23 protein-coding genes and 1 pseudogene are annotated in these 23,399 nt (G+C 61.9%); 12 read left to right on the top strand and 12 right to left on the bottom strand.

Annotation, left to right across the window (positions count from 1 at the left end; all coding sequences use genetic code 11):
- Positions 1-121 precede the first annotated feature (121 nt).
- A complete protein-coding gene (locus tag HX803_RS29245) occupies positions 122-823 on the top strand; it encodes a histidine phosphatase family protein (RefSeq protein ID WP_178925607.1) in 702 nt (233 codons plus the stop codon).
- Between the two features lie 140 nt (positions 824-963).
- Entirely contained in the window at positions 964-3,459 is a 2,496-nt protein-coding gene (locus tag HX803_RS29240) for an Ig-like domain-containing protein (protein WP_178925606.1), read from the top strand.
- 96 nt (positions 3,460-3,555) lie between these two features.
- Here HX803_RS29240 and HX803_RS29235 read toward each other — a convergent pair whose 3' ends face one another.
- Both HX803_RS29235 and HX803_RS29230 read right to left on the bottom strand, forming a co-directional pair.
- Positions 3,556-4,305: a TerC family protein gene (locus HX803_RS29235; protein ID WP_178925605.1), complete on the bottom strand. Its 750-nt coding sequence runs from the start codon at positions 4,303-4,305 to the stop codon at positions 3,556-3,558.
- Positions 4,306-4,336: 31 nt separating this feature from the next.
- Positions 4,337-4,582, bottom strand: coding sequence for a hypothetical protein (locus HX803_RS29230; protein WP_178925604.1), 246 nt, complete (start codon positions 4,580-4,582; stop codon positions 4,337-4,339).
- A 134-nt stretch (positions 4,583-4,716) separates the two neighbouring features.
- Between HX803_RS29230 and nhaR the strand changes: the two genes are divergently transcribed.
- Entirely contained in the window at positions 4,717-5,619 is a 903-nt protein-coding gene (gene nhaR, locus HX803_RS29225) for a transcriptional activator NhaR (RefSeq protein WP_178925613.1), read from the top strand.
- Between the two features lie 4 nt (positions 5,620-5,623).
- Here the strand turns inward: nhaR and HX803_RS29220 are convergent, their stop codons facing one another.
- A complete protein-coding gene (locus HX803_RS29220) occupies positions 5,624-6,781 on the bottom strand; it encodes an MFS transporter (RefSeq protein WP_178925603.1) in 1,158 nt (385 codons plus the stop codon).
- A 158-nt stretch (positions 6,782-6,939) separates the two neighbouring features.
- Complete coding sequence (locus tag HX803_RS29215) at positions 6,940-7,449, bottom strand: DUF1993 family protein (protein ID WP_178925602.1); 510 nt, start codon at positions 7,447-7,449, stop codon at positions 6,940-6,942.
- Between the two features lie 116 nt (positions 7,450-7,565).
- Here HX803_RS29215 and HX803_RS29210 point away from each other — a divergent pair, with 116 nt between their 5' ends.
- On the top strand, positions 7,566-8,213 hold the full coding sequence (locus HX803_RS29210) for a YceH family protein (protein WP_178925601.1): 648 nt from the start codon (positions 7,566-7,568) through the stop codon (positions 8,211-8,213).
- Positions 8,214-8,332: 119 nt separating this feature from the next.
- Here the strand turns inward: HX803_RS29210 and HX803_RS29205 are convergent, their stop codons facing one another.
- Complete coding sequence (locus HX803_RS29205; RefSeq protein ID WP_178925600.1) at positions 8,333-9,151, bottom strand: shikimate 5-dehydrogenase; 819 nt, start codon at positions 9,149-9,151, stop codon at positions 8,333-8,335.
- 156 nt (positions 9,152-9,307) lie between these two features.
- Here HX803_RS29205 and HX803_RS29200 point away from each other — a divergent pair, with 156 nt between their 5' ends.
- The 3 genes from HX803_RS29200 (at position 9,308) to HX803_RS32895 (ending at position 10,365) form a co-directional block, all read left to right on the top strand.
- A complete protein-coding gene (locus HX803_RS29200) occupies positions 9,308-9,661 on the top strand; it encodes a hypothetical protein (RefSeq protein WP_078741781.1) in 354 nt (117 codons plus the stop codon).
- A 235-nt stretch (positions 9,662-9,896) separates the two neighbouring features.
- Complete coding sequence (locus tag HX803_RS29195) at positions 9,897-10,091, top strand: hypothetical protein (RefSeq protein ID WP_145163363.1); 195 nt, start codon at positions 9,897-9,899, stop codon at positions 10,089-10,091.
- Positions 10,092-10,182: 91 nt separating this feature from the next.
- Complete coding sequence (locus HX803_RS32895) at positions 10,183-10,365, top strand: hypothetical protein (protein ID WP_256349872.1); 183 nt, start codon at positions 10,183-10,185, stop codon at positions 10,363-10,365.
- A gap of 3 nt (positions 10,366-10,368) precedes the next feature.
- Here the strand turns inward: HX803_RS32895 and HX803_RS29190 are convergent, their stop codons facing one another.
- Positions 10,369-11,436, bottom strand: a complete 1,068-nt coding sequence (locus HX803_RS29190) for an AI-2E family transporter (protein WP_178925599.1) — start codon at positions 11,434-11,436, stop codon at positions 10,369-10,371.
- 207 nt (positions 11,437-11,643) lie between these two features.
- On the opposite strand from HX803_RS29190, the gene HX803_RS29185 reads away from it, so the two are divergent.
- From HX803_RS29185 to HX803_RS29175, 3 genes are read left to right on the top strand one after another with little or no spacing between them, the layout of a single operon-like run.
- Positions 11,644-12,813, top strand: a complete 1,170-nt coding sequence (locus HX803_RS29185) for an aromatic ring-hydroxylating dioxygenase subunit alpha (RefSeq protein WP_178925598.1) — start codon at positions 11,644-11,646, stop codon at positions 12,811-12,813.
- Between the two features lie 28 nt (positions 12,814-12,841).
- Positions 12,842-14,503 (top strand): choline dehydrogenase, encoded by a 1,662-nt coding sequence (locus tag HX803_RS29180; protein ID WP_178925597.1) that lies wholly within the window; start codon positions 12,842-12,844, stop codon positions 14,501-14,503.
- A gap of 9 nt (positions 14,504-14,512) precedes the next feature.
- Positions 14,513-15,571 (top strand): GlxA family transcriptional regulator, encoded by a 1,059-nt coding sequence (locus HX803_RS29175; protein WP_178925596.1) that lies wholly within the window; start codon positions 14,513-14,515, stop codon positions 15,569-15,571.
- 2 nt (positions 15,572-15,573) lie between these two features.
- Here HX803_RS29175 and HX803_RS29170 read toward each other — a convergent pair whose 3' ends face one another.
- Positions 15,574-16,302, bottom strand: a complete 729-nt coding sequence (locus HX803_RS29170) for a class II aldolase and adducin N-terminal domain-containing protein (RefSeq protein WP_178925595.1) — start codon at positions 16,300-16,302, stop codon at positions 15,574-15,576.
- A 267-nt stretch (positions 16,303-16,569) separates the two neighbouring features.
- On the opposite strand from HX803_RS29170, the gene HX803_RS29165 reads away from it, so the two are divergent.
- Positions 16,570-17,505: a choline ABC transporter substrate-binding protein gene (locus tag HX803_RS29165; protein ID WP_178925594.1), complete on the top strand. Its 936-nt coding sequence runs from the start codon at positions 16,570-16,572 to the stop codon at positions 17,503-17,505.
- 97 nt (positions 17,506-17,602) lie between these two features.
- A complete protein-coding gene (yegQ, locus tag HX803_RS29160; RefSeq protein WP_178925593.1) occupies positions 17,603-18,916 on the top strand; it encodes a tRNA 5-hydroxyuridine modification protein YegQ in 1,314 nt (437 codons plus the stop codon).
- On the opposite strand, the gene HX803_RS29155 is transcribed toward yegQ, so the two are convergent.
- The 5 genes and pseudogenes from HX803_RS29155 to HX803_RS33260 all read right to left on the bottom strand — a co-directional run.
- Positions 18,913-20,115, bottom strand: coding sequence for a pyridoxal phosphate-dependent aminotransferase (locus tag HX803_RS29155; protein WP_178925592.1), 1,203 nt, complete (start codon positions 20,113-20,115; stop codon positions 18,913-18,915). The two genes, yegQ and HX803_RS29155, sit on opposite strands and share 4 nt — an antisense overlap.
- Complete coding sequence (locus tag HX803_RS29150; RefSeq protein WP_178925591.1) at positions 20,112-20,771, bottom strand: RraA family protein; 660 nt, start codon at positions 20,769-20,771, stop codon at positions 20,112-20,114. The genes HX803_RS29155 and HX803_RS29150 overlap by 4 nt, the downstream gene beginning before the upstream one ends.
- On the bottom strand, positions 20,768-21,436 hold the full coding sequence (locus HX803_RS29145; RefSeq protein ID WP_178925590.1) for an RraA family protein: 669 nt from the start codon (positions 21,434-21,436) through the stop codon (positions 20,768-20,770). The genes HX803_RS29150 and HX803_RS29145 overlap by 4 nt, the downstream gene beginning before the upstream one ends.
- Before the next feature lie 102 nt (positions 21,437-21,538).
- Positions 21,539-22,294 carry a methyl-accepting chemotaxis protein gene (locus HX803_RS33265; protein WP_371319373.1) on the bottom strand — a complete coding sequence of 252 codons (756 nt, stop codon included), beginning with the start codon at positions 22,292-22,294 and terminating at the stop codon, positions 21,539-21,541.
- 102 nt (positions 22,295-22,396) lie between these two features.
- Positions 22,397-23,218 (bottom strand): annotated as a pseudogene (locus HX803_RS33260) (cache domain-containing protein); the annotation flags it as partial.
- Positions 23,219-23,399: the final 181 nt, after the last annotated feature.

Below are 23,399 nucleotides of genomic sequence, written 5' to 3'. Positions count from 1 at the left end.
AACACTCCCACCCTCCAAGCTTGACGACCGCACGGCTAGAAAAACAAACCGGCTATCACACAGGAGTGGACCCCCGCATCAGGAGTGCTCGGCCCTAGTTGCATTACTGAAAAGTGGAACCATGAATCTAAAACCTGCCCGAGTTGCACATCATTTCAAGCGTTACACTTATGTCGTCTTACCGTTGCTGCTAATTGCCGGCACCGTTGGGCTGACGCTAGACGCCCGAGAAAGCCGTGCACAAGTCGTAGATGGCGTGCAAACCTTGATCTTCCTGCGTCACGGTGAAAAACCCAGCGGCGGCCTCGGCCAGCTCAACTGCCAGGGGCTGAACCGCGCAATGAACCTGGCCACCGTATTGCCGGAAAAATTCGGCAAGGCCAATTTCGTGTTTGCCGCCAACCCGACGCGCAATGTCGAGGAAGGCGAGAAGGACAATTCGTACAGCTACATTCGCCCACTGATGACCATCAGCCCCAGCGCCATCAAGCTGGGCCTGCCGGTGAACATCAAGTTTTCGGCGAATGACACCAGTGCCCTGGCCGACGAGCTGGTGGAAGACAAGTACCACAACGCAATCATCTACACCGCCTGGTCCCACGGCTACCTGCCGGAACTGATCAACAAGGTGGCCAGTGAAGCCTCGGGGGAAAAGCACACCATTACCCAGGATTGGTCCGGCAGTGACTACGACACGCTTTACGTGCTGACCCTGACCTGGCACAACGGTAAGGCTTCGCTACTCAGCCGCAACTACAAACAGGGGCTGGATGACGGACAAACCACCTGCCCGCCTGCCACACAGGCCAGTGCCGATATCTGACGATCACTGGCAAGGTCCTGGCCTGTTTTTTTTTGAGACCGTTCTTAGAGTTCACAAACCGATAAGTATGCGGAAATGCGCCTGTGACCCCGGGGGGCGGGCACGCGGCATTCTCTATACTTTATTGGAAACAAGACCTTATGGACGCTAAGAAAAAGTACACAGCTGAGCGTGAGGGTTCTCAACGCACTGTGGACTCAGCCTCAATGACGCTGACCTTGCACGGTACGACCAGTGCCCATGCAACCGTCGAAATCTACGACGCCCAGAGCAATCCGGTCGGGACCACGCAGGCCGATGAAAATGGTCGCTGGGCCTACACGACAGAACAGGCCGCCAGCCCGGAGCGGGAGAATTTCAGCATTACTGTAGACGGCCAGATCACCCAGGATTTCTCGATCCGGCTTGATACGCTGTCCTCTGAAACAACGCCGCTTGCTGTTCCAACGGTCGAGACGGGTAGCAATACCCTGGGCGTATCGGCCACTGACAGCCAGGCGGGAGATGCCGGCCCGCAGTTGCAGATTGAACTCAAGCCGCAGGCGGTGGCGGAAAGTATCATCGTAGAACCTGAGATCGCCGTACTTGAGAACGCGACAGCTCTTACATTTGACACCGCTTATGACACCGCCGGGTACGAGACCGGGTTGGTAGAGAGTGGTGCCACGATCGACGATAGCCGCCCCTACCTTTCAGGTAAAAGCGAGGCCATCGGCACCTTTGTCAAAATCTATGACAATGGCGAATACCTGACGTCTGCCTTTGTGGACCTGCAAGGCAACTGGCAGGTTCGCCCGTCCACCGAAAGCGCGCTGCAGCCCGGTGTACATGAGTTGACCGTCGTAGATAGTCTGGGTCAGACATCAGAACCCTTTTTGCTGACCGTCAGCATTCTTGAAGCGTCAACTCCGCTGATCGATTCAGTATTCGATAGTGTCGGCACCCCTGGAGAAATCGCCCCTGGTGCCAGTAGCGATGATGCGACTCCCACGTTCCACGGCCGTGGCGAGCCAGGTGCCCAAGTGCTCCTGTACGACGGTGCCTTTATCGTTGGCTCGTCATTTGTTGGCCCGGATGGACGTTTTACGGTTGAGACCGGAACCCCCCTGACGCCGGGTCAGCACACCTTGACGGTAGCCGTGAACCGAATCGCATCACAGCCCTTTACATTCACCGTAGAGGACACAGAGCCAGCCACTCAACCGACTATCAGTTCAGTCATTGATGATTTTGGCAAATTCGGTGAGATCACAAACGGTGGCAGTATCGATGACGCCACACCGACGTTATGGGGTACGGCCGCGCCACATTCTCAAGTGGCTATCTACGATGGCACTACCCGATTGGGTTATGCCCTCACGCGCCCGGATGGCAACTGGCAATTCCAGGCAGCCACTCTGAGCCAAGGCGAACACTCGCTCACTGCCGTGACCAAGACACCTATTGGCACCGAACTGAGCTCTGATACGTTCACCCTGACGATTGGTGCACCGGAATCGGCCAAACCACAGATCGACCAGGCGTTTGACAACTTCGGCAAATACAGTGAGCTGGTCAACGGCAGCCTTACCGATGACGCGACTCCGGCCTTGCGCGGCAAGGCTGACCCCTTTGCCATGGTGCAGATCTACGATGGCAGCCGCCGCATTGGCTACGCCCACAGTAACGCCGACGGCATTTGGGAGTTCCAGGTACCCCCGTTGAATCAAGGCACGCACGTGTTCACTGTGGTGAACGCTGGAGTCAGCTCAGACCCGTTCACCTTGACCATTGGCGCACCGGAATCGACCGCGCCCGTGATCACTTCCGTAGTCGACAATATAGGTACTGTGATCGAGCTTGCGAGCGGCAGCGTGACCAACGACGCACGGCCGACGTTCCATGGCCAAGGCGAACCGCTGACGCTCCTGAAGGTGTATGACAATGGGAAGTTGGTCGACAATGTCACGGTTTTGCAGGATGGCAGCTGGACATACACCAACATCAATAAAAAACTGAGCCCAGGCGAGCATACCTTCACATTTGTCGGGGAAGGCGCCACCTCTGAAGCCTTCGTATTGAATGTGCAGGATGTCCCGCAAACCCCAACGCCTCAAGTTGACAGCGCACTCGACCAAGCCGGCGACTGGACGGGCAGTGTGACAAGTGGCGCGACCATTGACGACTATCGTCCTGTTTTCAGCGGGCAAGCCGAACCGGACTCTGCCGTGTTCGTGTATGACGATCGTCTGTTCATCGGCGCCGCCCGTGCCGGGGAAGACGGCCAATGGACATTCCAACCTTCGGAATTCAGCCCGCTGAGCCCAGGAACGCATACGTTCACTGTCGTCACTGATGGCGTGACTTCAGAACCTTTTGTGTTGCACGTGGAAGCCACCGCGCAAGGAATTGAGACATCAGGCCATGAACGTGAGCCACAACTGCCGCTGCTGTCGGACCTGCTGCAACCCGCTTCCGAACTGTTCGCAGGTGACGCAAGTGTGATCGCGACCGGCGAGGCTGTCCTCGATCTGTCTCTGGCGGGGTTCAACGAAAGCCTGGAACTGGCGCCTGTCACAACAAATGGGGTCAGCGTGTTCTCTCCCGCAGCGCTACCACAACCCTGGGAGCAAGAAACCACCTACCCGTTCGGCTAAACAGCAAACCGGCCGCCTGGGATACGGGCGCCCGCAGCAGACAGTGAAAGGCCAGGTGGGCTCGAATGAACCAACCTGGCCTTTTGCTTTTAGTGGTTACTGGCGGGCGGCGAGCAAACGCTTGTGGCGGTTGCGCCGGGCGATGTTCAGGCATTCGATGGCGGCCGAGAACGCCATGGCGGCATACACGTAGCCTTTAGGCACATGGGCGCCGAAGCCTTCGGCAATCAACGTCATACCGATCATGATCAGGAAGCCCAGGGCCAGCATCACAACGGTCGGGTTGTCGTTGATGAACTTGGCCAACGGCTCGGCCGCCACCAGCATCACGATCACCGACGTCACCACGGCAATGATCATGATCGGCAAGTGCTCGGTCATGCCCACGGCGGTAATGATGCTGTCGATGGAGAACACCAGGTCGAGCAACAGGATCTGCCCGATCGCCGCGGCGAAGCCGATGGCGACCGTGTTGCCGACGCTGGCCTTCTCTTCCGGCTCCGGGTCCATGCTGTGATGGATCTCGGTGGTCGCCTTCCAGACCAGGAACAGGCCACCGGCGATCAGGATCATGTCCTTCCACGAAAACGCCTGGCCGAAGATCTCGAACACCGGCGCTGTCAGCTGCACGATAAACGCGATGGTACTCAGCAGGCCCAGACGCAAGAACAACGCCATGCTGATACCGATGCGCCGGGCCTTGGCCCGATGTTTTTCCGGCAACTTGTTGGTGAGGATCGAGATAAAGATCAGGTTATCGATGCCCAGCACGATTTCCATGACGATCAAGGTGGCCAGTGCAATCCAGGCGGTGGGGCTGGCGGCCAGTTGTAAAAGGTAGTCCATAGGTCAGTCCTGACGTGGTAGTGCTGGGGAATTAGGTTTCTTTGGTGTCGGAAGCGTCTTCGGCTTCTTTTTCCGGTTTTTCAGGCTTGATCAGCCCCTGGGTTGCTTCACTCAACGCCTGTTCGGCAGCCTTGTGGGTATCGTCGATCGCTTGCTTGGCCGACTCGGTCGCCTTGCCCAGCACTTGCTGGGCGCTCTTCTCAACCTGATCGCAGCCACTGACCACTACCAATGAAAGCGCAAGCAACGACGCGGCGCCCAGGGAATTGAGTTTCATGATGTATTCCTCGTTAGAACCCTTGGGCCCAAAAAGTGGCCCCTCGATAGCGAGGCATTCTATGCAGACGAACACTTCAGGAAAATTCGTATTTTTCTCGCGTATACTTCGGTTTTCACGAAGTGACCGCCATTGTGCTCAATTACCGACAACTGCATTACTTCTGGGTCGTGGCCAAGACCGGCAGCATCGTGCGCGCCTGTGAGCAACTGAACCTCACGCCCCAGACCATCAGCGGGCAGATCAGCCTGCTTGAACAGACCTTTGGTGTCGCGCTGTTCCAGCGTGTCGGCCGCCAGCTTGAACTCACGGAAGCCGGGCGCCAGGCCCTGCCCTACGCAGAGCAAATGTTCCAGACCGGCAACGAGCTGGAAGCGATGTTGCGCGCTCAGCCCAATGAACAGCAGATCCTGTTTCGCGTAGGCGTGGCGGATGTGGTGCCCAAATCCATCGTCTACCGGCTGATCGCCCCGACCATGGAGCTCAGTGAACCGATCCGCATCACCTGTCGTGAGGACAAACTCGAACGCTTGTTGGCCGACCTGGCGATCCAGCGCCTGGACCTGGTGATTTCCGACAGTCCCATGCCCTCTCACTTGGACATCAAGGGCTACAGCCAGAAACTGGGGGAATGCGGCATCAGCTTTTTCGCCACTCAGGCGTTGGCTGATCAGTACGGCGGTGATTTCCCACAGTGTCTGCAGGGCGCGCCGCTGTTGATTCCTGGCGCAGAGACGGTTGTGCGCAGTCGTTTGCAGCGCTGGTTTGCGGAACAACAGATCCAGCCGAAGATCATCGGTGAATTCGACGACAGCGCGTTGATGCAGGCTTTCGGCCAATCCGGCAGCGGGATATTCATCGCCCCCAGCGTGATTGCCGATGAGGTGGTGCGCCAATACGGTGTGGCGCTGATTGGCCAGACGGATGCGGTGACCGAGTCGTTCTACGCGATCTCGGTGGAGCGCAAGGTCAAGCACCCGGGCATCGTGGCGATTACCGAAGGTGCTCGACGGGAGTTGTTTACCGCCCTGCCCTGACCGTTCAGGCGCCTGCGGCGTGCGGCTGCTTGACGCTCATCAGCCACAGCGCCAGCAGGATCGACACCAGGATAAACCCGGACGCGGCAAACCCCAGGCTGCCCAAGCCCAACGTGTCGATCACATGCCCACCGACCATGGCACCCAAGCCGATCCCCAGGTTGCCCCCGGCGATGTTCAGCGACGCCGCAAACGCCGGCGCGTGAGGCGCGGCCTTCATCAGCCGCACGTGGCTGACCAGGAACATCGCGGCTTGGGTCACGCCCCACACCGCCATCGCAGCCGCCAGGCCCAGGGTGGAGTGAATCGCTGGCACCAGCGCCACCATGCCGGCAATCATGAACGCGCAGAACACCATGGACGCAATCAACGGATGGCGATCCACTGCCCGACCGCCCAAGGCATTGCCTATCAGCCCGACGGCGCCAAAGCCCATCAGGCACCAGCCCACCAGCGTGCCGTCGAACCCGGCCAGGCGTTCGAGGATGTCCGCCAGGTAGGTATATGCGGTGAACATGCCGCAAAACACTAGGATCGACAGCAGGATGTGCCCCTGCATCAGCGGGCTGCGCAAGATCTTGAACTGCGCGCGCAGGGTCACCTGGTCATTCTTCGGCGTTGTCACCGGCAGGTAGATGAACAGCAGCAAGGCCTTGGCTAACGCCACCACGGCGAGGATGGCAAACGCGGTGCGCCAGCCGAACATGTCGGAAATCAGCGTGCCCACGGGGATGCCGAACACCGTGGCGCAAACGATGCCAAAACCGATCTTCTCGATGGCACGCCCGGCGTATTCGGGGCCGACGATGTCCACCGCCGTTTCACTGGCCAAGGCCCAGAACACCGGCAACCCCAGCGCCGGGATCAACCGCGCCAGGGCCATCACCCAGATATTCGGCGCCAGTGCCGCCACGGTATTGGCTATGCCAAACAGAACCAGGATGACGATAAACAGCCGCTTGCGCTGGAACCGCGCGAAATACGCCGTGAGAAACGGGCCGAATGCTGCCACGGTGAACGCGAACAGCGTCACCAGCAGCCCCGCCTGGGGCACGCTGACGTTCAGGTCACGGGCAATGGCGGGCAGCAGGCCGACAATCACAAACTCTGTGGTCAGCACGGTAAAGCCGGCAGCTGACAACAACAGGATGGGGAACAACATGAAAACTCCAGAAACGACAACATCAACGACAACCCGAGGGTTCGCTGACAGATAGGGTGATAAAGGGATGTCGAACCTTAACAGAGTGTGTCGAATGCGGCCCATGAAAAAGCCCGGCGGTGCCTGCTGGCACCCACCGGGCTTCAACGTATCAAGGCTTAGAACGCGCCCATGTAGTCGCGCTTGCCCACTTCCACACCGTTGTGACGCAACAGGGCGTACGCGGTGGTGACGTGGAAGAAGAACTGCGGCAGGCCGTAGGTCAGCAGATAAGACTGGCCGCTAAAGCGCTTTTCTTTCGGAGTGCCTGGGCGGGTGATGATTTCGATGCCTTCCTTGCCGTCGATTTGCTCAGGCGAAATGGTGTCGACAAACGCCAGCACCTTGGCGATCAGCGCTTGCAGGTCGGCGAAGGTCACTTCGCTGTCGTCGTATTTAGGCACTTCGATCTCGGCCAGGCGCGCCGAAACGCCCTTGGCGAAGTCGACGGCGATCTGTACCTGGCGCACCAGCTGGAACATGTCCGGGAACAGACGCGCTTGCAGCAAGGCGTTCGGCTCGATGTTCTTGGCGGTGGCGTGGGCTTCGGCTTTGGTCAACACACCGCTCAGGGCGGTGAGCATTTGCTTGAAGACCGGGATGGAAGCGGCGTACAGGGAAATAGTCATGGCAGTCTCATGGGTGATGGCACGGTTTGGACAGGCGACGATTATAGACCGGTCCGTCGCTTGTCTTTTATTTTTTCAGGATTAGGCTAAGCACTTCACTGCATAGGGAAAGCGCGATGACCGCCGAGCACGACACCGACACCCCTGAGCCGCGCCTGAACAGCACGGAAATCCGCATCCTGGGCTGCCTGATCGAGAAACAGGCGACCAATCCGGAAACCTACCCCCTGACCCTCAATGCCCTGGTGCTGGCCTGCAACCAGAAGACCAGCCGCGAGCCCGTGACCAACCTCAGCCAGGGCCAGGTCGGCCAGAGCCTGCGTGCGCTGGAAGGCCAGGGTTTTACCCGCCTGGTGATGGGCAGCCGCGCCGACCGCTGGGAGCATCGCGTGGACAAGGCGCTGGAACTGGTGCCGGCCCAGGTGATCCTGATCGGGCTGCTGTTCCTGCGCGGGCCGCAAACCGTCAACGAACTGCTGACCCGCAGCGGGCGCATGCATGACTTTGAAGATGCCGAGCAGGTGGTGCACCAGCTTGAGCGCTTGATTGCACGCGGGCTGGCGCTGCTGGTGCCACGCCAGGCGGGGCAGCGGGAAGATCGCTACACCCATGCGCTGGGGGATCCGGCGGATATCGAGGCAATTATCGCGGCACGGGGCAATCCGGTGGAGCGAGGGGCTTCGGTTTCCGTGGACCGCATTGAAGAACTGGAAGCGCGGATAGCCGCATTGGAAGAACGCTTGGCCCAATTGGAACAGGCATAACACGGTACAAAATGTGGGAGCGGGCTTGCTCGCGAAAGCAGTGGATCAGTCACATCTATATTGACTGACACTCCGCTTTCGCGAGCAAGCCCGCTCCCACATTGGTTCTATGCAAGGCTTCAGTTTCGGGCAAACGCCACGGCTTTCTCGAACTGCTCCTGCGTCGGCCGCACCCCGGTATACAACACGAACTGCTCCAACGCCTGGATCGCAATCACCTCCAACCCGGTGATCACCCGCTTACCCTGGGCACGACCGCGCACGATCAACGGCGTTTCGGCGGGAATCGCCACCACATCGAACACAGTCTCAGCACGCTCAATCGCATCAGCCTCAAACGCCAAGGCGTCCGCCTCCGGCCCACCGGTCATGCCGATAGGTGTCACGTTGATCAACATCTGCGGGCGCAACTCGCCCAGCTCGGCCTGCCACTCATACCCCAGGTTCTGCGCCAGCGCGCGACCCGCCACTTCATTGCGCGCCACGATCACACCATTGGCATACCCGCCGTCCCGCAAGGCGCTGGCCACGGCCTTGGCCATGCCGCCGCTGCCGCGCAGGGCGAACGTCGACGCCTTGGGCACCGCGTGCGTCTTCAGCAGTTGCTCGATGGCGATGTAGTCAGTGTTGTAGGCCTTGAGGTGGCCGTCGGTGTTGACGATGGTGTTCAGGGAGTCGATGGCCTGGACCGACTCATCCAGTTCGTCCACCAAGGCAATGGCAGCCTCTTTGAACGGCATGGAAACCCCGCAACCACGCACGCCCAGCGCCCGGATACCGCCGATCGCGCCGGGCAAATCCCGGCTGCTGAACGCTTTATAGTAGAAGTTCAGGCCCAGCTGTTCGTACAGGTGGTTATGAAAACGCAAGCCAAAATTCCCGGGACGCGCCGACAATGACATGCACAGTTGGGTGTCTTTGTTGGGGTGCATCTGCATGAATAACTCCTTTGAGTAAGCAAACCGGTACAGACCTTACACAACCTTTACCTATCGGCCGTGCTGTTTTTCAGAAATACGTTGTCTTAAAAGTATCCCCGCGACAATCCTTGAGTCTATTGATTGCAGACCACAAGCGCAGGGGCTAACCGAGGAATGACCATGATTCGTAAAATCCCCAAGATCGCCTTGCTTATCGGCGCACTCGCTATGGCAGGCCAAGCCTCCGCCCACGGTGGTGGCTGGGGTGGCCCGGCCATATTGGGTGGTTTGATCGGCGCAGCCGTTGTCGGCTCCGTGGTGGCCAGCCAGTCCCAGCCGGTCTACGTGCAGCAACCCGTGTATGTGCAGCCGCAACCGGTCTATGCCGCGCCGCCACCGGTCTACTACGCACCGCCACCACCGGTGTATGTACAACAACAGGTTTACTACCGCCCGGCGCCGGTCTACTACGGCCCACCGCGCGGTTATTACGGCCCTCCCCACGGCTACTATGGTCGCGGCTGGTAAGACGTGAGTCGACACGACAGGAACAGGCCTCGCCCACACGCGGGGCCTTTTTTTTGCCTGCAAAGTCCGGATTCATCGTGCCAAGGTCGCTGTCAGAACAATGCCCGGGGCGTATTCGCACATGATTAAGGTCAATGTCTACTTGCCCGGACCCGGCTCGCACTGTCATGTTTGCGTCACGCAACAGTCTCACTATCGACCCTGTCCACCCAATAACAACTAAGGACGACCGACCATGCCCACGCAAAACCCGCACCGCACCGCTGGCCTGTGCACGTCCAGCAAGGTCTACAGTGCCCTGACCGAACTCAAGCACCTTGAAGGCCACCGCAGCGCCAAGTTCCTGGCCCTGCTGGCAGAAAACCTGGTGCACAAGGGCCTGCTCAGTGAACAGGAAGTGGTGATCATGCTCGACCAGGTGGTGGATTGACGCCTGGCGTTGATGTCGACTATCGAGACAGGTGATTTTTCTCCGGGGCCGCAGCCCCGTAAGGTGACCTCCATAACGATTGGAGGTACCTATGCCCACCGCTCACATCATGTCCGTCATCGGCAGCGCCGTCCCCGCCCCTCTCCGGGAGCTTGGGCTACTGGCTTGCTGGTACGTGGTACGCGATGGCGAAACCATCAGCGGCCCACTCACGTCGTTGTCCGCCGCTGAAAAACAGCTGCAAACGGCCTCGAACTTCAGGCTCCACGCCTGAACATCACGGTAACGGCAGCTTGACCCGCGGTTTGCTCTCCACAAACAGCGCCCAGCACGACATGAACAACGCCGCCACCAACGGCCCGATCACAAACCCGTTCAGGCCGAACACCGACAAGCCGCCCAGGGTCGAGATAAGGATCAGGTAGTCCGGCATTTTGGTGTCCTTGCCCACCAGGATCGGGCGCAGCACGTTGTCCACCAGGCCAATCACAAACACCCCGAACAAGCCCAGCACCACCCCCTGCCAGATCGAACCGCTTAACAGGAAGTAAGCGGCCACCGGCCCCCACACAATCCCTGCACCCACGGCAGGCAGCAGCGACAGAAACGCCATCAAGACCGCCCAGAGCAACGCGCTGGGGATGTCCAAAAACCAGAAGATCAAGCCACCCAACGCGCCCTGGGTCACGGCCACCAACACGTTGCCCTTGACCGTGGCTCGCACCACCCGGTTGAACTTGAGCTGCAACCGGCGCTTCTGCGGCTCGGCCAGCGGCACCGCCGTGCGCACTTTGCGCACCAGTTCCGGGCCATCGCGCAGCAGGAAAAACAGCAAGTACAGCATGATGAAAAAGCTCACCAGGAAATCGAACGTGCCCTGGCCAAAGCTGAACGCCTGGGACGCAAAGAACTGGCTGCCTTGCATCGCGCTCTTGACGATCTTCTCCCGCAGGCCCTCCAGGTTGCCCATGCCGAAGCGATCCAGCAGGTGCTGGAAGTACGGCGGCAGGATGTTCTTGAACTGCTCGATATACCCCGCCACGTCCAATTTGCCGCTTTCGATGTTCTTGTAGAGCGTCGCGCCCTCCTGCACCAGCAAGGCACTGGTGATGATCACCGGCAAAATGGCGATCACCAGGCACACCGTCAGGGTGGCCAGTGAGGTCAGGTTGCGGTTCCAGCCGAACTTCATGTGCAGTCGGCGTTGCATCGGCGCAAAGATGATGCCCAGGATCACCGCCCAGAACACCGCGCCGTAGAACGGCAGCAGTATCCAGATAAACGCGATGGTGACCAGGGCCAGCAGCAACAGCAGGGTCTTGAATTGCAGGTTGGTTTGGTTCATGTCCGGTCCATGTCAGAAAAACAGGGTGCGTGTGTGCGCCCTGAGGGTTAGTCCGCTGCAAAACCGGCGAGTGCCCTATTTATCGCGCCTTGATCTTTTTCCAGGGCAACTGGTCGCAATCGATCAATACCAGCTCGCACCCTCCCCCTAGATTAGCTCCCAGAACACGAAGCCGTGCCGCGCGGCCAGCCCCTGAGGAGATCGCCCATGCAGACGTTCCAGACCCACAAGCTCAACAGCCCCGTCGAGGGGTGGGACCACCAGGACCCGGAAGAGGCCTTCACCCTGCCCTCGCGCTACTTTTTCGACGAAACGCTGTTCAAGGCCGAGCGCGACAACATCTTCATGCACGCCTGGCACGTCGCCGGGCACGTCAGCGAGTTCGCCGAGCCGGGCCAGTACGTGGTCACCGACCTGTTCGACCAGAGCGTGGTGGTGGCGCGTAACCGCCAGGGCCAGATCCACGCGTTCCACAACGTCTGCCAGCATCGCGGCAACCGTTTGCTCGAAGACCGCCGTGGCACCACCGGGGGCGTAGTGCGGTGCGCCTACCACTCCTGGTGCTACGAGATGGACGGCACCCTGCGAGGCGCGCCACGTTGCGACAAGATGAAAAACTTCGACCTGCAGCAGTTCAACATCCCGCAGATCCGCACCGAAGAACTGGGCGGCTTCATCTATTTCAACTTCGACCCGGCCGCGCCCTCGCTGCGCGACCTGTTCCCGGGGGCTGATGAAGAAATGCGCCGTGTATTTCCCAACCTGGCGAACATGCGCCTGATCGAGGAACAGGATGTGATCGTGCCGGCCAACTGGAAAGTGATCATGGACAACTCCATCGAGGGTTATCACTTCAAGCTGTCCGGCCCCTGCCATATCGACCTGGCCAAGCTCATCGACTTCAAGGGCTACCAGCTGACCAAGCGCGACAACTGGTGGACCTACATCGCCCCGGCCAACCTGGCCGTCAGCGAAGCCTACGGTGTGCCGCTGCGCGCCGACATCAACCCGGACGAATGCTTCTTCAATATCGGCATGTGGCCGAACAACACCTTCTATACCTTCCCGTTCTCGGAGTTCCTCGGCTCGTTCATCATGATTCCCCTGGACGCCGAGCGCTCCTTGCTGCGCTTTGGCTACTACTCCAGCAACACCGCCGTCGCCGACGTCAGCACTGCCTGCATGAAATGGATGAACGAGGACCTGGGACCGGAAGACATCGCCCTGAACATCTCCGTGCAAAAGGGCCTGCACTCCCTGGGTTATGACCAGGGTCGCTACATGATCGACGCCCAGCGCAGCAATGAAAGCGAGCACCTGGTGCATCACTTCCATCGCCTGGTGTTCAACGGCATCCACGGCCCGTCTTCGGTCTGACCGCCTTTTGAATGGAGCACCCCAAACCATGGCCGAGCCAGTGTTTGACTACCTGATTGTGGGCGCGGGTTCGGCCGGCTGCGTGCTGGCCAACCGCCTGGGAAGCGACCCCAACGTGCGCATCCTGGTGCTGGAAGCCGGGCCGGCGGACAAGAGCTGGACCCTCGATATGCCCTCCGCCGTCGGCATTGTGGTGGGCGGCTCGCGCTACAACTGGCGCTATGAGTCCGAGCCTGAACCCTACCTGGACAACCGCCGCATCGGCACGCCCAGGGGCAGGACGCTGGGCGGCTCATCGTCGATCAACGGCATGGTCTACATGCGCGGCCATGCCCGTGACTACGACGCCTGGGCCGAGCAAGGCTGCACCGGCTGGAGCTACGCCCAGGTACTGCCGTATTTCATCCGCGCCCAGCAGCATCATGACGGCGGCGATGATTACCGAGGTGCCAACGGCCACCTGCATGTCACCCCCGGCGATACCCGCACGCCACTGTGCGCAGCCTTCATCAAGGCCGGCGCCGAAGCCGGGTATGGCCTGAGCAAGGATTTGAACGGCTATCGCCAGGAAGCCTTTGGCCCGGTGGACCGCACCACCCGCAACGGGCGGCGCTGGAGCACGGCACGAGGCTACTTGGGCGAGGCGTTGGCGCGCGGCAATGTCACGGTGGCCACCAACGCCTTGGCGTTGCGCATCCTGTTTGAAGGCAAGCGAGCGATCGGCGTCGAGTATGAACAGAGCAGCAAGATCCACCAGGCTTTCGCCGGACGTGAAGTGCTGCTGACCAGCGGCGCCATCAATTCGCCTCAACTGTTGCTGCTCTCCGGTGTCGGCCCGGCCGCCGAACTGCGGGACGTGGGCATCAGCGTGATACACGAGCTGCCAGGAGTGGGCAAACGGCTCAACGATCATCCCGACACCGTCGTGCAGTACCGCTGCAAACAGCCGGTGTCGCTCTACCCCTGGACCACCGCCCCCGGCAAGTGGTGGATCGGCGCACGCTGGTTCGTCACCCACGACGGACTGGCGGCGAGCAACCACTTCGAGGCGGGCGCGTTCATCAGGTCGCGGGCCGGCGTGGAGCACCCCGACCTGCAATTGACCTTCATGCCCTTGGCCGTACAGCCGGGCAGTGTCGACCTGGTGCAGGGCCATGCATTCCAGGTGCATATCGACCTGATGCGGCCCACGAGCCTGGGCAGTGTGACCCTCCGCAGCGTCGACCCTCGACAACCGCCCCGCATCCTGTTCAATTACCTGCAGACGGAGCAGGATCGAGCTGACATGCGCGCCGGTGCGCGGCTGGTGCGCGAGATCATCGGGCAGCCCGCCATGGCGGCGTTCGCGGGCGAAGAGCTGGTGCCCGGCGCACACGCCCAAAGCGACGCCGAGTTGGACGCCTGGGCCCGACAGGTGACGGAGACCGGTTACCACGCCAGCGGCACCTGCAAGATGGGCCCGGCAGAGGACCCCGAAGCGGTGGTGGACACGCACCTGCGCGTGCATGGCCTCGACAACCTGCGGGTAGTGGACGCCTCGATCATGCCGATTATCGTCAGTGGCAATACCAATGCGCCAACGGTGATGATCGCGGAAAAGGCCAGCGACCTGATTCGTGGACTGGCGCCGCTGCCACCGTCCCAGGCTCCGGCGTGGGTTCATCCGCACTGGCAGACACGGCAACGATAGAGAGGCCTCATGAACCCATCTTCTGAGACACCCACCCGATTCACCTGGCGGCGCGGCGACGTGGCGCCGTTGCGGGTGTCGGTGTTGCTGCTGCCGTCGTTCTCCCATTTTGGCCTGGCCGCCGTGCTCGAACCCCTGGTGATTGCCAATTGGCTGGCCCAGCGGCCGGTGTTCGAGTGGACGCTGCTGTCCCTGGATGGGGCGCCGGTACAAGCCAGCAACGGCCTGTGCACCACCGCCGATGAGGGACTGCATGCCGACCAGGGGTTTGATGTGTGCCTGGTCATCGCCAGTTTCGATGTGCACAAGCACAGCCGCAACCTGGCGCTAAAAAGCTGGTTGCGCAAACAGGCACTGTTCGGCGCAGTGTTGATGGGTGTGGAAACCGGCACCGAACTGCTCGCCGCGGCCGGGGTGCTGGACGGGTACGAAGCCGCCGTGCATTGGGACAACCTGCAGGGTTTCCAGGAAAGCTATCCCCGGGTGAAAGCCAAGCCACAGCTCTACACCCTGGAACGCCAACGCATGACCTGCGCCGGTGCCACGTCCACCCTGGACATGCTGCTGGCCTGGATCGACCAAAGCGTCGACAGCGGCCTGGCGCGGGAAATTGCCATGCACCTGTTGATGGGCCAGGTGCGCGCCCCTGCCGCGCCGCAGCTGGAAGGTGGCCAGGCCAGCACCGGCCTGTACGGCAGCAAGATCCGCCGGGCCGTGCAGTTGATGGAAAAAGCCCTGGAGGAGCCGTTGGACTGCGAGGCGATTGCCAGCCAGGTCGGCTTGTCACGCCGGCAGTTGGAGCGCCAGTTCAAGTACCAGACCGGGCTGTCGCCGCTCAAGTACTACATCACCCTGCGCCTCGCCAAGGCCCATAGCCTGTTGCAGCAAACCCGCCTGAGCGTGGCGCAGGTAGCGGCCTGCTCGGGGTTTGGCTCACTGGAGCACTTCTCCCGCACCTACCGCGCCCGCTTCGGCTGCCCGCCCAGTGAAGACCGCAGCCAGGTGCTCAACGCCCCGGTGATGCGCCAGCCCCTGAGCCAGGCCCATCGCTCGGCCGAGGCCGACTGAATTCACAGGCGATAGCCAGGCTCCTCTTCGTCCAGCATGCCCATCAGCGCGTTGAAGTGTTTGTCGGCAAACCCGGGGTAATCCAGCCATTGCCGGCACGTCTTGCGCGCGATGTCATCGCTGGCAATACGCAGCGGCCGGCCGGTGGCGAGCGCCGTGAGGTAGGTCTCGCAGGCCCGTTCAAAGTAATACAGGTCATCGAACGCCTGGGCGACGGTGGGTGCGGCGACCAGCAGGCCGTGGTTGCCCATCAACAGGATCGGCTTGCCCGCGAGCAAATGGCTGACACGCTCGGCCTCATCCCCCAGCCCCATGCCATCGAAGCCGTCATCGATCACCACCCGCTCGAAGAAGCGCATCGCATTCTGCTCGATCGGTGGCAGCCGCGAATCGGCCAGGCAGGCCAGTGCGGTGGCGTACTTGGAATGGGTATGCAGGATGCACCGCGCGTGTGGCTGGTTGCGGTGCAGCGCGCCGTGCAGGGCCATGGCCGTGATGTCCGGCGCGTCCGGGCAGTCGAGGCTGGCCGGGTCATCGGCGTTGACCAGCAGCAAATCACTGGCCCTGATCCGGGAGAAGTGCTTGCCATAGGGGTTGATCAGGAAGTCCCGACCGTCCCCCGACACCGCCACGCTGAAGTGGTTGGCAATCGATTCATGCAGGTCCAGCCGCGCCGCCCAGCGAAACGCACAGGCCAGGCGCACCCTCAGTTGCTCCACGGATTGATTCATCGCATCCCCCTCGGCTTTTTGCCCAGTGTAGGGCCGCACCAACGCCGCACTTGACGGGAAACGACATTCTTCAGTAGTGAGCGAGCTCGCCTCGCGCCAGCCCCACCGCGGTGTACCTGCTGTACCGAATGCGCCTGGACGGGGGGCCGGCGCGAGGCAATAGCGCAACACGACAAAAGCGGCGTGTGATGCCGCGTTTGATCAAGAGCCGCCTTGCCAGCAGCGCATAGTGAGCGCTGCCGACGTCTACCGTTGAGGAGTTGCCCCATGAAAGCCATGCTCTTGCTCGCGTCGTTAACCTTGCCCCTGATCGCCCAGGCCGCCGAACCTGAGTCCTGCGCCACCGTGCGTTTCTCGGACGTCGGTTGGACCGACATCACCGTCACCACCGCCATCACCAGCGAGGTGCTCGAGTCCCTTGGCTACACCACCCGGGTCACCCTGCTGTCGATCCCGGTCACCTATCGCGCCCTGGCCTCGGGCAAGGACCTGGACGTCTTCCTCGGCAACTGGATGCCCACCACCGAGAACGACATCAAGCCGTTCCGCGACGCCGGCACGGTGGAAACCGTGCGCGCCAACCTGCACGGTGCCAAATACACACTGGCGGTGCCCGATTATGTGTACGACGCCGGGCTGCATGACTTTGCCGACATCGCCAAATTCAAAGACAACCTCAACGGCCAGCTCTACGGGATCGAGCCCGGCAACGACGGCAACCGCCTGATCCAGACCATGATCGACAAGAACGCCTTCGGCCTGAAGGACTTCAAGCTCGTCGAGTCCAGCGAGGCGGCGATGCTCTCGCAACTCAAACGCGCCACCCGCAAGAATGAATGGATGGTGTTCCTGGGTTGGGAACCGCACCCGATGAACACCCGCAACAAGATGAAATACCTCACCGGCGGCGATGATTACTTCGGCCCCAACCTCGGCCAGGCCACGGTGTACACCAACGTGCGCAAGAATTACCTCACCGAGTGCAGCAATGTCGGCAAGCTGTTGCAGAACCTGGCGTTCAGCCTGGCCATGGAAAACCAATTGATGGATGCGGTGCTCAATCAGAACCAGAAGCCCCGGGCCGCCGCCAAGGCCTGGCTCAAGGCCCACCCTGACGTTCTGCAAACCTGGTTGGCAGGTGTCAGCAGCCGCGATGGCCGCGATGCAATGACCGTGGCCAGCGCCCACCTGGCACACCCGTAACACCCATTCATGCCAAGGACGGCAGCCCTTATAGACCTGGATCAATAAACCGACGATGAAGCTCGGCTACCTTCGCGACCTTTTGCGACCCGAGCCCATGCCCCCCATCCTCGCCCCCGAACTGCTCGCCCCTGCCGGCACCCTGAAAAACATGCGCTACGCCTTCGCCTACGGGGCCGATGCGGTCTACGCCGGCCAGCCGCGCTACAGCCTGCGGGTGCGCAACAACGAGTTCGACCACGCCAACCTGGCACTCGGCATCCAGGAAGCCCATGTGCTGGGCAAGCGTTTCTACGTGGTGGTGAACATCGCGCCGCACAACGCCAAGCTGAAGACCTTTCTCAAGGACCTGGCGCCGGTGATCGCCATGGGCCCGGACGCGCTGATCATGTCCGACCCGGGGCTGATCATGCTGGTGCGCCGCCACTTCCCGCAGATGCCGATTCACTTGTCGGTGCAGGCCAACACGGTGAACTGGGCCAGCGTGGAGTTCTGGCAGCAGCAAGGGATCTGCCGAGTAATCCTGTCGCGGGAATTGTCATTGGAGGAGATCGACGAAATCCGCCAGCAGGTGCCGGCCATGGAGCTGGAAGTGTTTGTGCACGGTGCGTTGTGCATGGCCTACTCCGGGCGCTGCCTGCTCTCGGGCTACATGAACAAGCGCGACGCCAACCAGGGCACCTGCACCAATGCGTGCCGCTGGAAATACCAGGCCACCCCGGCGGTGGAAAACGCCACCGGGGATATCGTCCAACAGGTCGAGCCGACCCTGGGGATTGGCGCGCCCACCGACCAGGTGTTCCTGTTGCAGGAAGCCAACCGCCCGGACGAACAGATGCCGGCGTTCGAAGACGAACACGGCACCTACATCATGAACGCCAAGGACCTGCGCGCCGTGCAGCATGTGGAACGTCTGACTCACATGGGCGTGCATTCGCTGAAGATCGAAGGCCGCACCAAATCCCACTTCTATTGCGCACGCACCACCCAGGTGTATCGCCAGGCAATCGACGATGCGGTGGCCGGCCGCGCCTTCGACCGTAACCTGATGACCGACCTCGACTCCCTGGCCCAACGCGGCTACACCGAAGGTTTCCTGCGCCGCCACGTACACGACGAATACCAGAATTATCAGAACGGCAGCTCGGTCTCCGAGCGCCAACAGTTCGTCGGCGAGCTGACCGGTGAACGCCGAGGCGAGTTGGCCGAGGTCAAGGTGAAGAACCGCTTCGCCGTGGGCAACCACCTGGAGTTGATGACCCCCAGCGGCAATTTCCACTTTGACCTGGCCACGCTGCACAACGCCGAGGGCGAGGCCATCGAAGTGGCGCCGGGAGACGGGCACACGGTGTATGTGCCGCTCCCGACCACGATGGACCTGCGTTTCGGCCTGCTGATGCGCGACCTCTAGCGGGTCGCGGCGCAGAAGCGGTGGATGGCTGCACAAGCCTGGCGCAACGCCTCGTCGTCCAGGGCATAGGCGATGCGCAGGTACGGCGCCAGGCCGAATGCGCTGCCATGCACCACCGCCACATTGGCCTCATCGAGCAAGGCGTGGGCTACGTCTTCGTCGGTCTGCAGCAGCGTGCCGGCCGGCGAGGTGCGCCCCAACAGGCCCGCGCAAGAGGCAAAAGCGTAGAACGCGCCGGACGGGTTCGCGCACGTCAGCCCCGGCGTGGCGTTGAGCAATGACACCACCAGGTCGCGACGGCGCTGGAACACTGCCCGCGAGGCCTGCACAAAATCCTGCGGGCCGCTCAAGGCGGCGATCGCCGCGTGCTGGGAAATCGCACTGGCGCCCGAGGTCTGCTGGCCCTGGAGTTTTTCCATCGCCTCCAGCAACCAGCGCGGGCCGGTGGCAAAGCCGATGCGCCAGCCGGTCATGGCATAGGCCTTGGACACGCCGTTCATGGTCAGCACCCGCGGGGCCAGGCGCGGCTCGACCTGGGCCAGGGTGTAGAAACGCTGGTTGTCGAACAGCAGGTGTTCGTAGATGTCGTCCGCCAGCACCAGCACCTGTGGGTGTTTGAGCAACACCTCGGCCAACCCTTGCAGCTCCTGCCGGCTGTACACCGCCCCCGTGGGATTGGACGGCGAGTTGAGGATCAGCCAGCGGGTGTTCACCGTGATCGCCTCGTCGAGGGCCGCAGGCGTCAGCTTGAAGCCATCCTCCGCACCGCAGGCCAGCACCTTCGCCGTACCGCCGCACAGCTCAACCATCTCCGGGTAGCTGACCCAGTACGGCGCGGGCACGATGACCTCATCGCCTTCATTCAGGGTGGCGGCCAGGGCGTTGTAGATCACGTGCTTGCCGCCATTGCTGACCAGCGTGTCTTGCCAGGTGACGTCCAGGCCGTTTTCGTGGCGGAACTTCTCGGCCACCGCTTCTCGCAACGCACGCACCCCGGCCACCTGGGTATAACGCGTATGGCCGTCGCGGATCGCATCGATGCCCGCCTGGCGGATATGCGCCGGGGTGTCGAAATCCGGCTCGCCAGCGCACAGCGAGATGATCTTCGCCCCTTGGGCGCGGCGCTCGGCCACGCGGTCGATGATGCGGTACGTGGCGGACGGCTGGGCCTGGGCCAGGCGCTTGTTCAGAAGGGTCACGACGGCTTCCTCTGCAGGGTGTGATAACCCAGGGATGCACGCGCTTGCTTGAGGGTCTTGCCGGCTTCGATCTGGGCGCGGATCTGCGCTTCCACGCCTTCGATCTGCCGCGCGACCTGTGCCACTTCGGCGGCACGGGCGCGGGGTACCACCAGCACGCCATTGGCATCGGCCACCACGATGTCGCGGGCACACACGCGGGTCTCGCTGATGGCCACCGGCTGGTTCACCGACAACACTTCCACGCGGTCCTTGCCGGTGCGCATGTAGCGGCCCCGGGTGAACAGCGGGTAGCCGTCGCCCAAGGCCTTGCTCACGTCGCGGCACACGCCGTCGATCACCGTGGCGGCGATCCCGCGTGCCCCGGCGTACTGGGTCATGATGTCGCCCCACACGGTGCAGTCGGTACGGCCGGCGTTGGCGATCACCACCACGTCACCGGGTTGCACGTCTTCGATAAAGTCCCCCACCGAACCCGGTGGCGTGTTGGCGGGCACGTATTGCACGGTGAATGCCGGGCCCACCACGGTGCCGTGGTAGTTATCCAGCGGCGCGATGCCCAGGCACTGGCCGGGGATGCCGAGCTTGTCCATGGCGTCCGAAACGCCGGGGGTGTCGAGGCCTGCAAACAGGGCGACTAATTGTTGATCGTTCATCGGGCAGGCTCCACGCGGATGGCTTCGAATTGGCTGTCATGCATCACATCGGCGACCGAACGGCCGCTGCGCACGGCATCGACCATGCCGGCTTCACGGGCGGCGATGCGTTCGCCCAGGTCGAGTACCTGCTCAATCACCGCAGCGGGGATGAACACACTGCCGCAGCGGTCGGCGATCACGTAGTCGTCTTCCGACACCGCCACACCGCCGACATTGAGGGTCACGCCGGAATCCACCTGTACCACGCGGTTGCGTGCGCTGATCATGGTCACGCCACGGCCATACACGGGGTAGCCGATGGAGGCGCTGCCGTCGATATCGCGGCTGAAACCGTCGATCACCGAGCCGCGGATCTTCTTGGCCACGGCGGCGTTGGCGATGATGTCGCCCCAGCAGGAAATGCCTTCGATGCCGCCGGCAATCACCAGCACGCGGTCGTCGGTGGTGATCGCATCGATCACCGGCGAGATCAGGTGCACGCCAGGGGCCGCGTCGGTCTTGGGCGCCAGCTTGACCGTGCTGGCCCGGCCCACCACCTTGGGGCAATCCCACAATGGGCGAATGCCAACGACGGCCCCCGGCAGTTGCAGGAAGTCCAGGGCGTCGGAGACGGTGTTGGTGTCGAGTTCAGCCAGGCGCTGAAGCGGGTCGGGAAGCGGCATGAGGTGAGCCCCTGTTGTGGTTGGGGCTCAAGTCTCACTGAGGGGCTGTGATAGGTATATTCGTATTAACGTTAGGCCAACATACGCCAAAGCTATGGCTGATCAGATGCGGAACTGCCCCACCAACTGGCCTAGGCGCTGGCCCAGATCGGCCAGGCTGCGGGAGGTCTGGGCACCCAACTGAGTCTCATCGGCCACGCTGTCCACCGCCACGGCAATCTGGTGCACGCTGCGGTTGATCTCTTCGGCCACGGCAGTCTGTTCTTCGGCGGCGCTGGCGATCTGGGCGTTCATCGAATTGATGGTGCCGATCAGTTGGGCCATGGTGTCCAGGGACGCCCCGGCTTCGTTGGCCTGGGCCGAGGTGCCGTCACCGGCATCGCTGGAACGGCGCATGGCATCCACCGCCGCCTCGGTGCCTTTTTGCAGGCGGTCGATCATGCCCTGGATTTCCTGGGTGCTGGTCTGGGTGCGGCTGGCCAGGGCACGCACTTCGTCGGCCACCACCGCAAACCCGCGCCCGGCCTCCCCTGCCCGCGCGGCTTCAATGGCGGCGTTAAGCGCCAGCAGGTTGGTCTGCTCGGCAATCGAGCGGATCACCCCAAGCACGCTGACAATCGACGACACGTCCTGCTGCAGGCTGTCGAGGGACACGCCGCTGCTGCGGATGTCGTTCACCAGCGCATGGATCTGCGCGATGCTGCCATCCACCACGCGCTTGGCGGCCTGGCCTTCGGCGTCGGTCTGTTGCGCGGCCACGGCGGCGCCTTGGGCACTGCGCGCCACTTCGTGGGCAGCCGACGACATCTGGTTGATCGCGGTGGCGACCTGGTCGGTTTCGTGGCGCTGGCGCTCCATGGCCTGCTCGGAACGCTGGGCCTGGTCGGACACCTGGCTCACCAGGCCGGTGAGTTGCGAGGTCATCTCGGTGATCTGGCGCACGAGGCCGTGGATCTTGTCGACAAAGCGGTTGAACGCACCGGCCAGGTCGCCCAGTTCATCCTGGCTGGTAATGGCCAGGCGGCGGGTCAGATCGCCTTCGCCGGCAGCGATGTCGTCGAGGTTGGCTTTCATCAGGTTCAGCGGACGCAAAATGGTGTTGGCCAGCACCATGCCCACGGCGGCAATCACCAGCAGCACCACCACGGCCACGCCGAGGATACTCAGCAACACGCCTGCCATGCGCTTCTCAACCTTGGCCTCGACCACCGCCACCTGGGCTTCGATGCCGTCGAGGTTCACCGACGTACCAATCACCATGTCCCACTTGGGCAGGTATTCGGTGTAGCCGAGCTTGGGCACCAGTTCGGTCTGCCCGGGCTGGGTCGAGCTGTATTGCAGGTAGTGGGTGCCGTCCTTGCCGACCTTGACCAGGTCGCGGTTGACGTAGACGCCGTTGGGGTCGCGGTTGTCCTTGAAGCTCTTGCCCACGCCGTCGGGGCTGTTGCCCTTGAACAGGCGGATGGTCTCGGAGTCGTAGCCGAAGAAGTAGCCGTCCTTGCCGTAGCTGGTGTTGGACAGCAACTTGACCACCTGCGCCCGCGCGGCGCTGTCACCGGGGGCGGCGGCGTCATAGAGTGGCTTGATGGTGGTCATGGCCACCTCGACATAACTTTGCAGGGTGGCCTTGGCGTCGTTGAGCAGGCGCTGGCGGGTTTCCTCCACCTCATTGCGCGCCTGGCCCTGGAGAATCCACACGGTGGTCAGGCTGATGACCACGGCAAACAGCAACACCGGTACGATAGCCAGGGACAGGACTTTGGCCTTGAGGCTCAGACGCATGGCTTTTCTCTCTTATTAGTGGCGACTATGAGAGGTTAACGGCTGGTTGGGGGATATCTGTAGGTGTGGGTTTTGGAGGGGGGGCATATCCGTTATTTGGGTGATGGCGGCTTATGGTTTCGCCCTTACGGCGACTCACTTTGGAAAAGAGCCCCAAAGTAAGCAAAGGGCTCTTGCCCCA

Origin of the sequence: Pseudomonas sp. P7548 (genome assembly GCF_013386585.1) — a bacterium.
Lineage (GTDB): Bacteria > Pseudomonadota > Gammaproteobacteria > Pseudomonadales > Pseudomonadaceae > Aquipseudomonas.
This window is presented reverse-complemented; position numbering and strand designations above follow the sequence as displayed.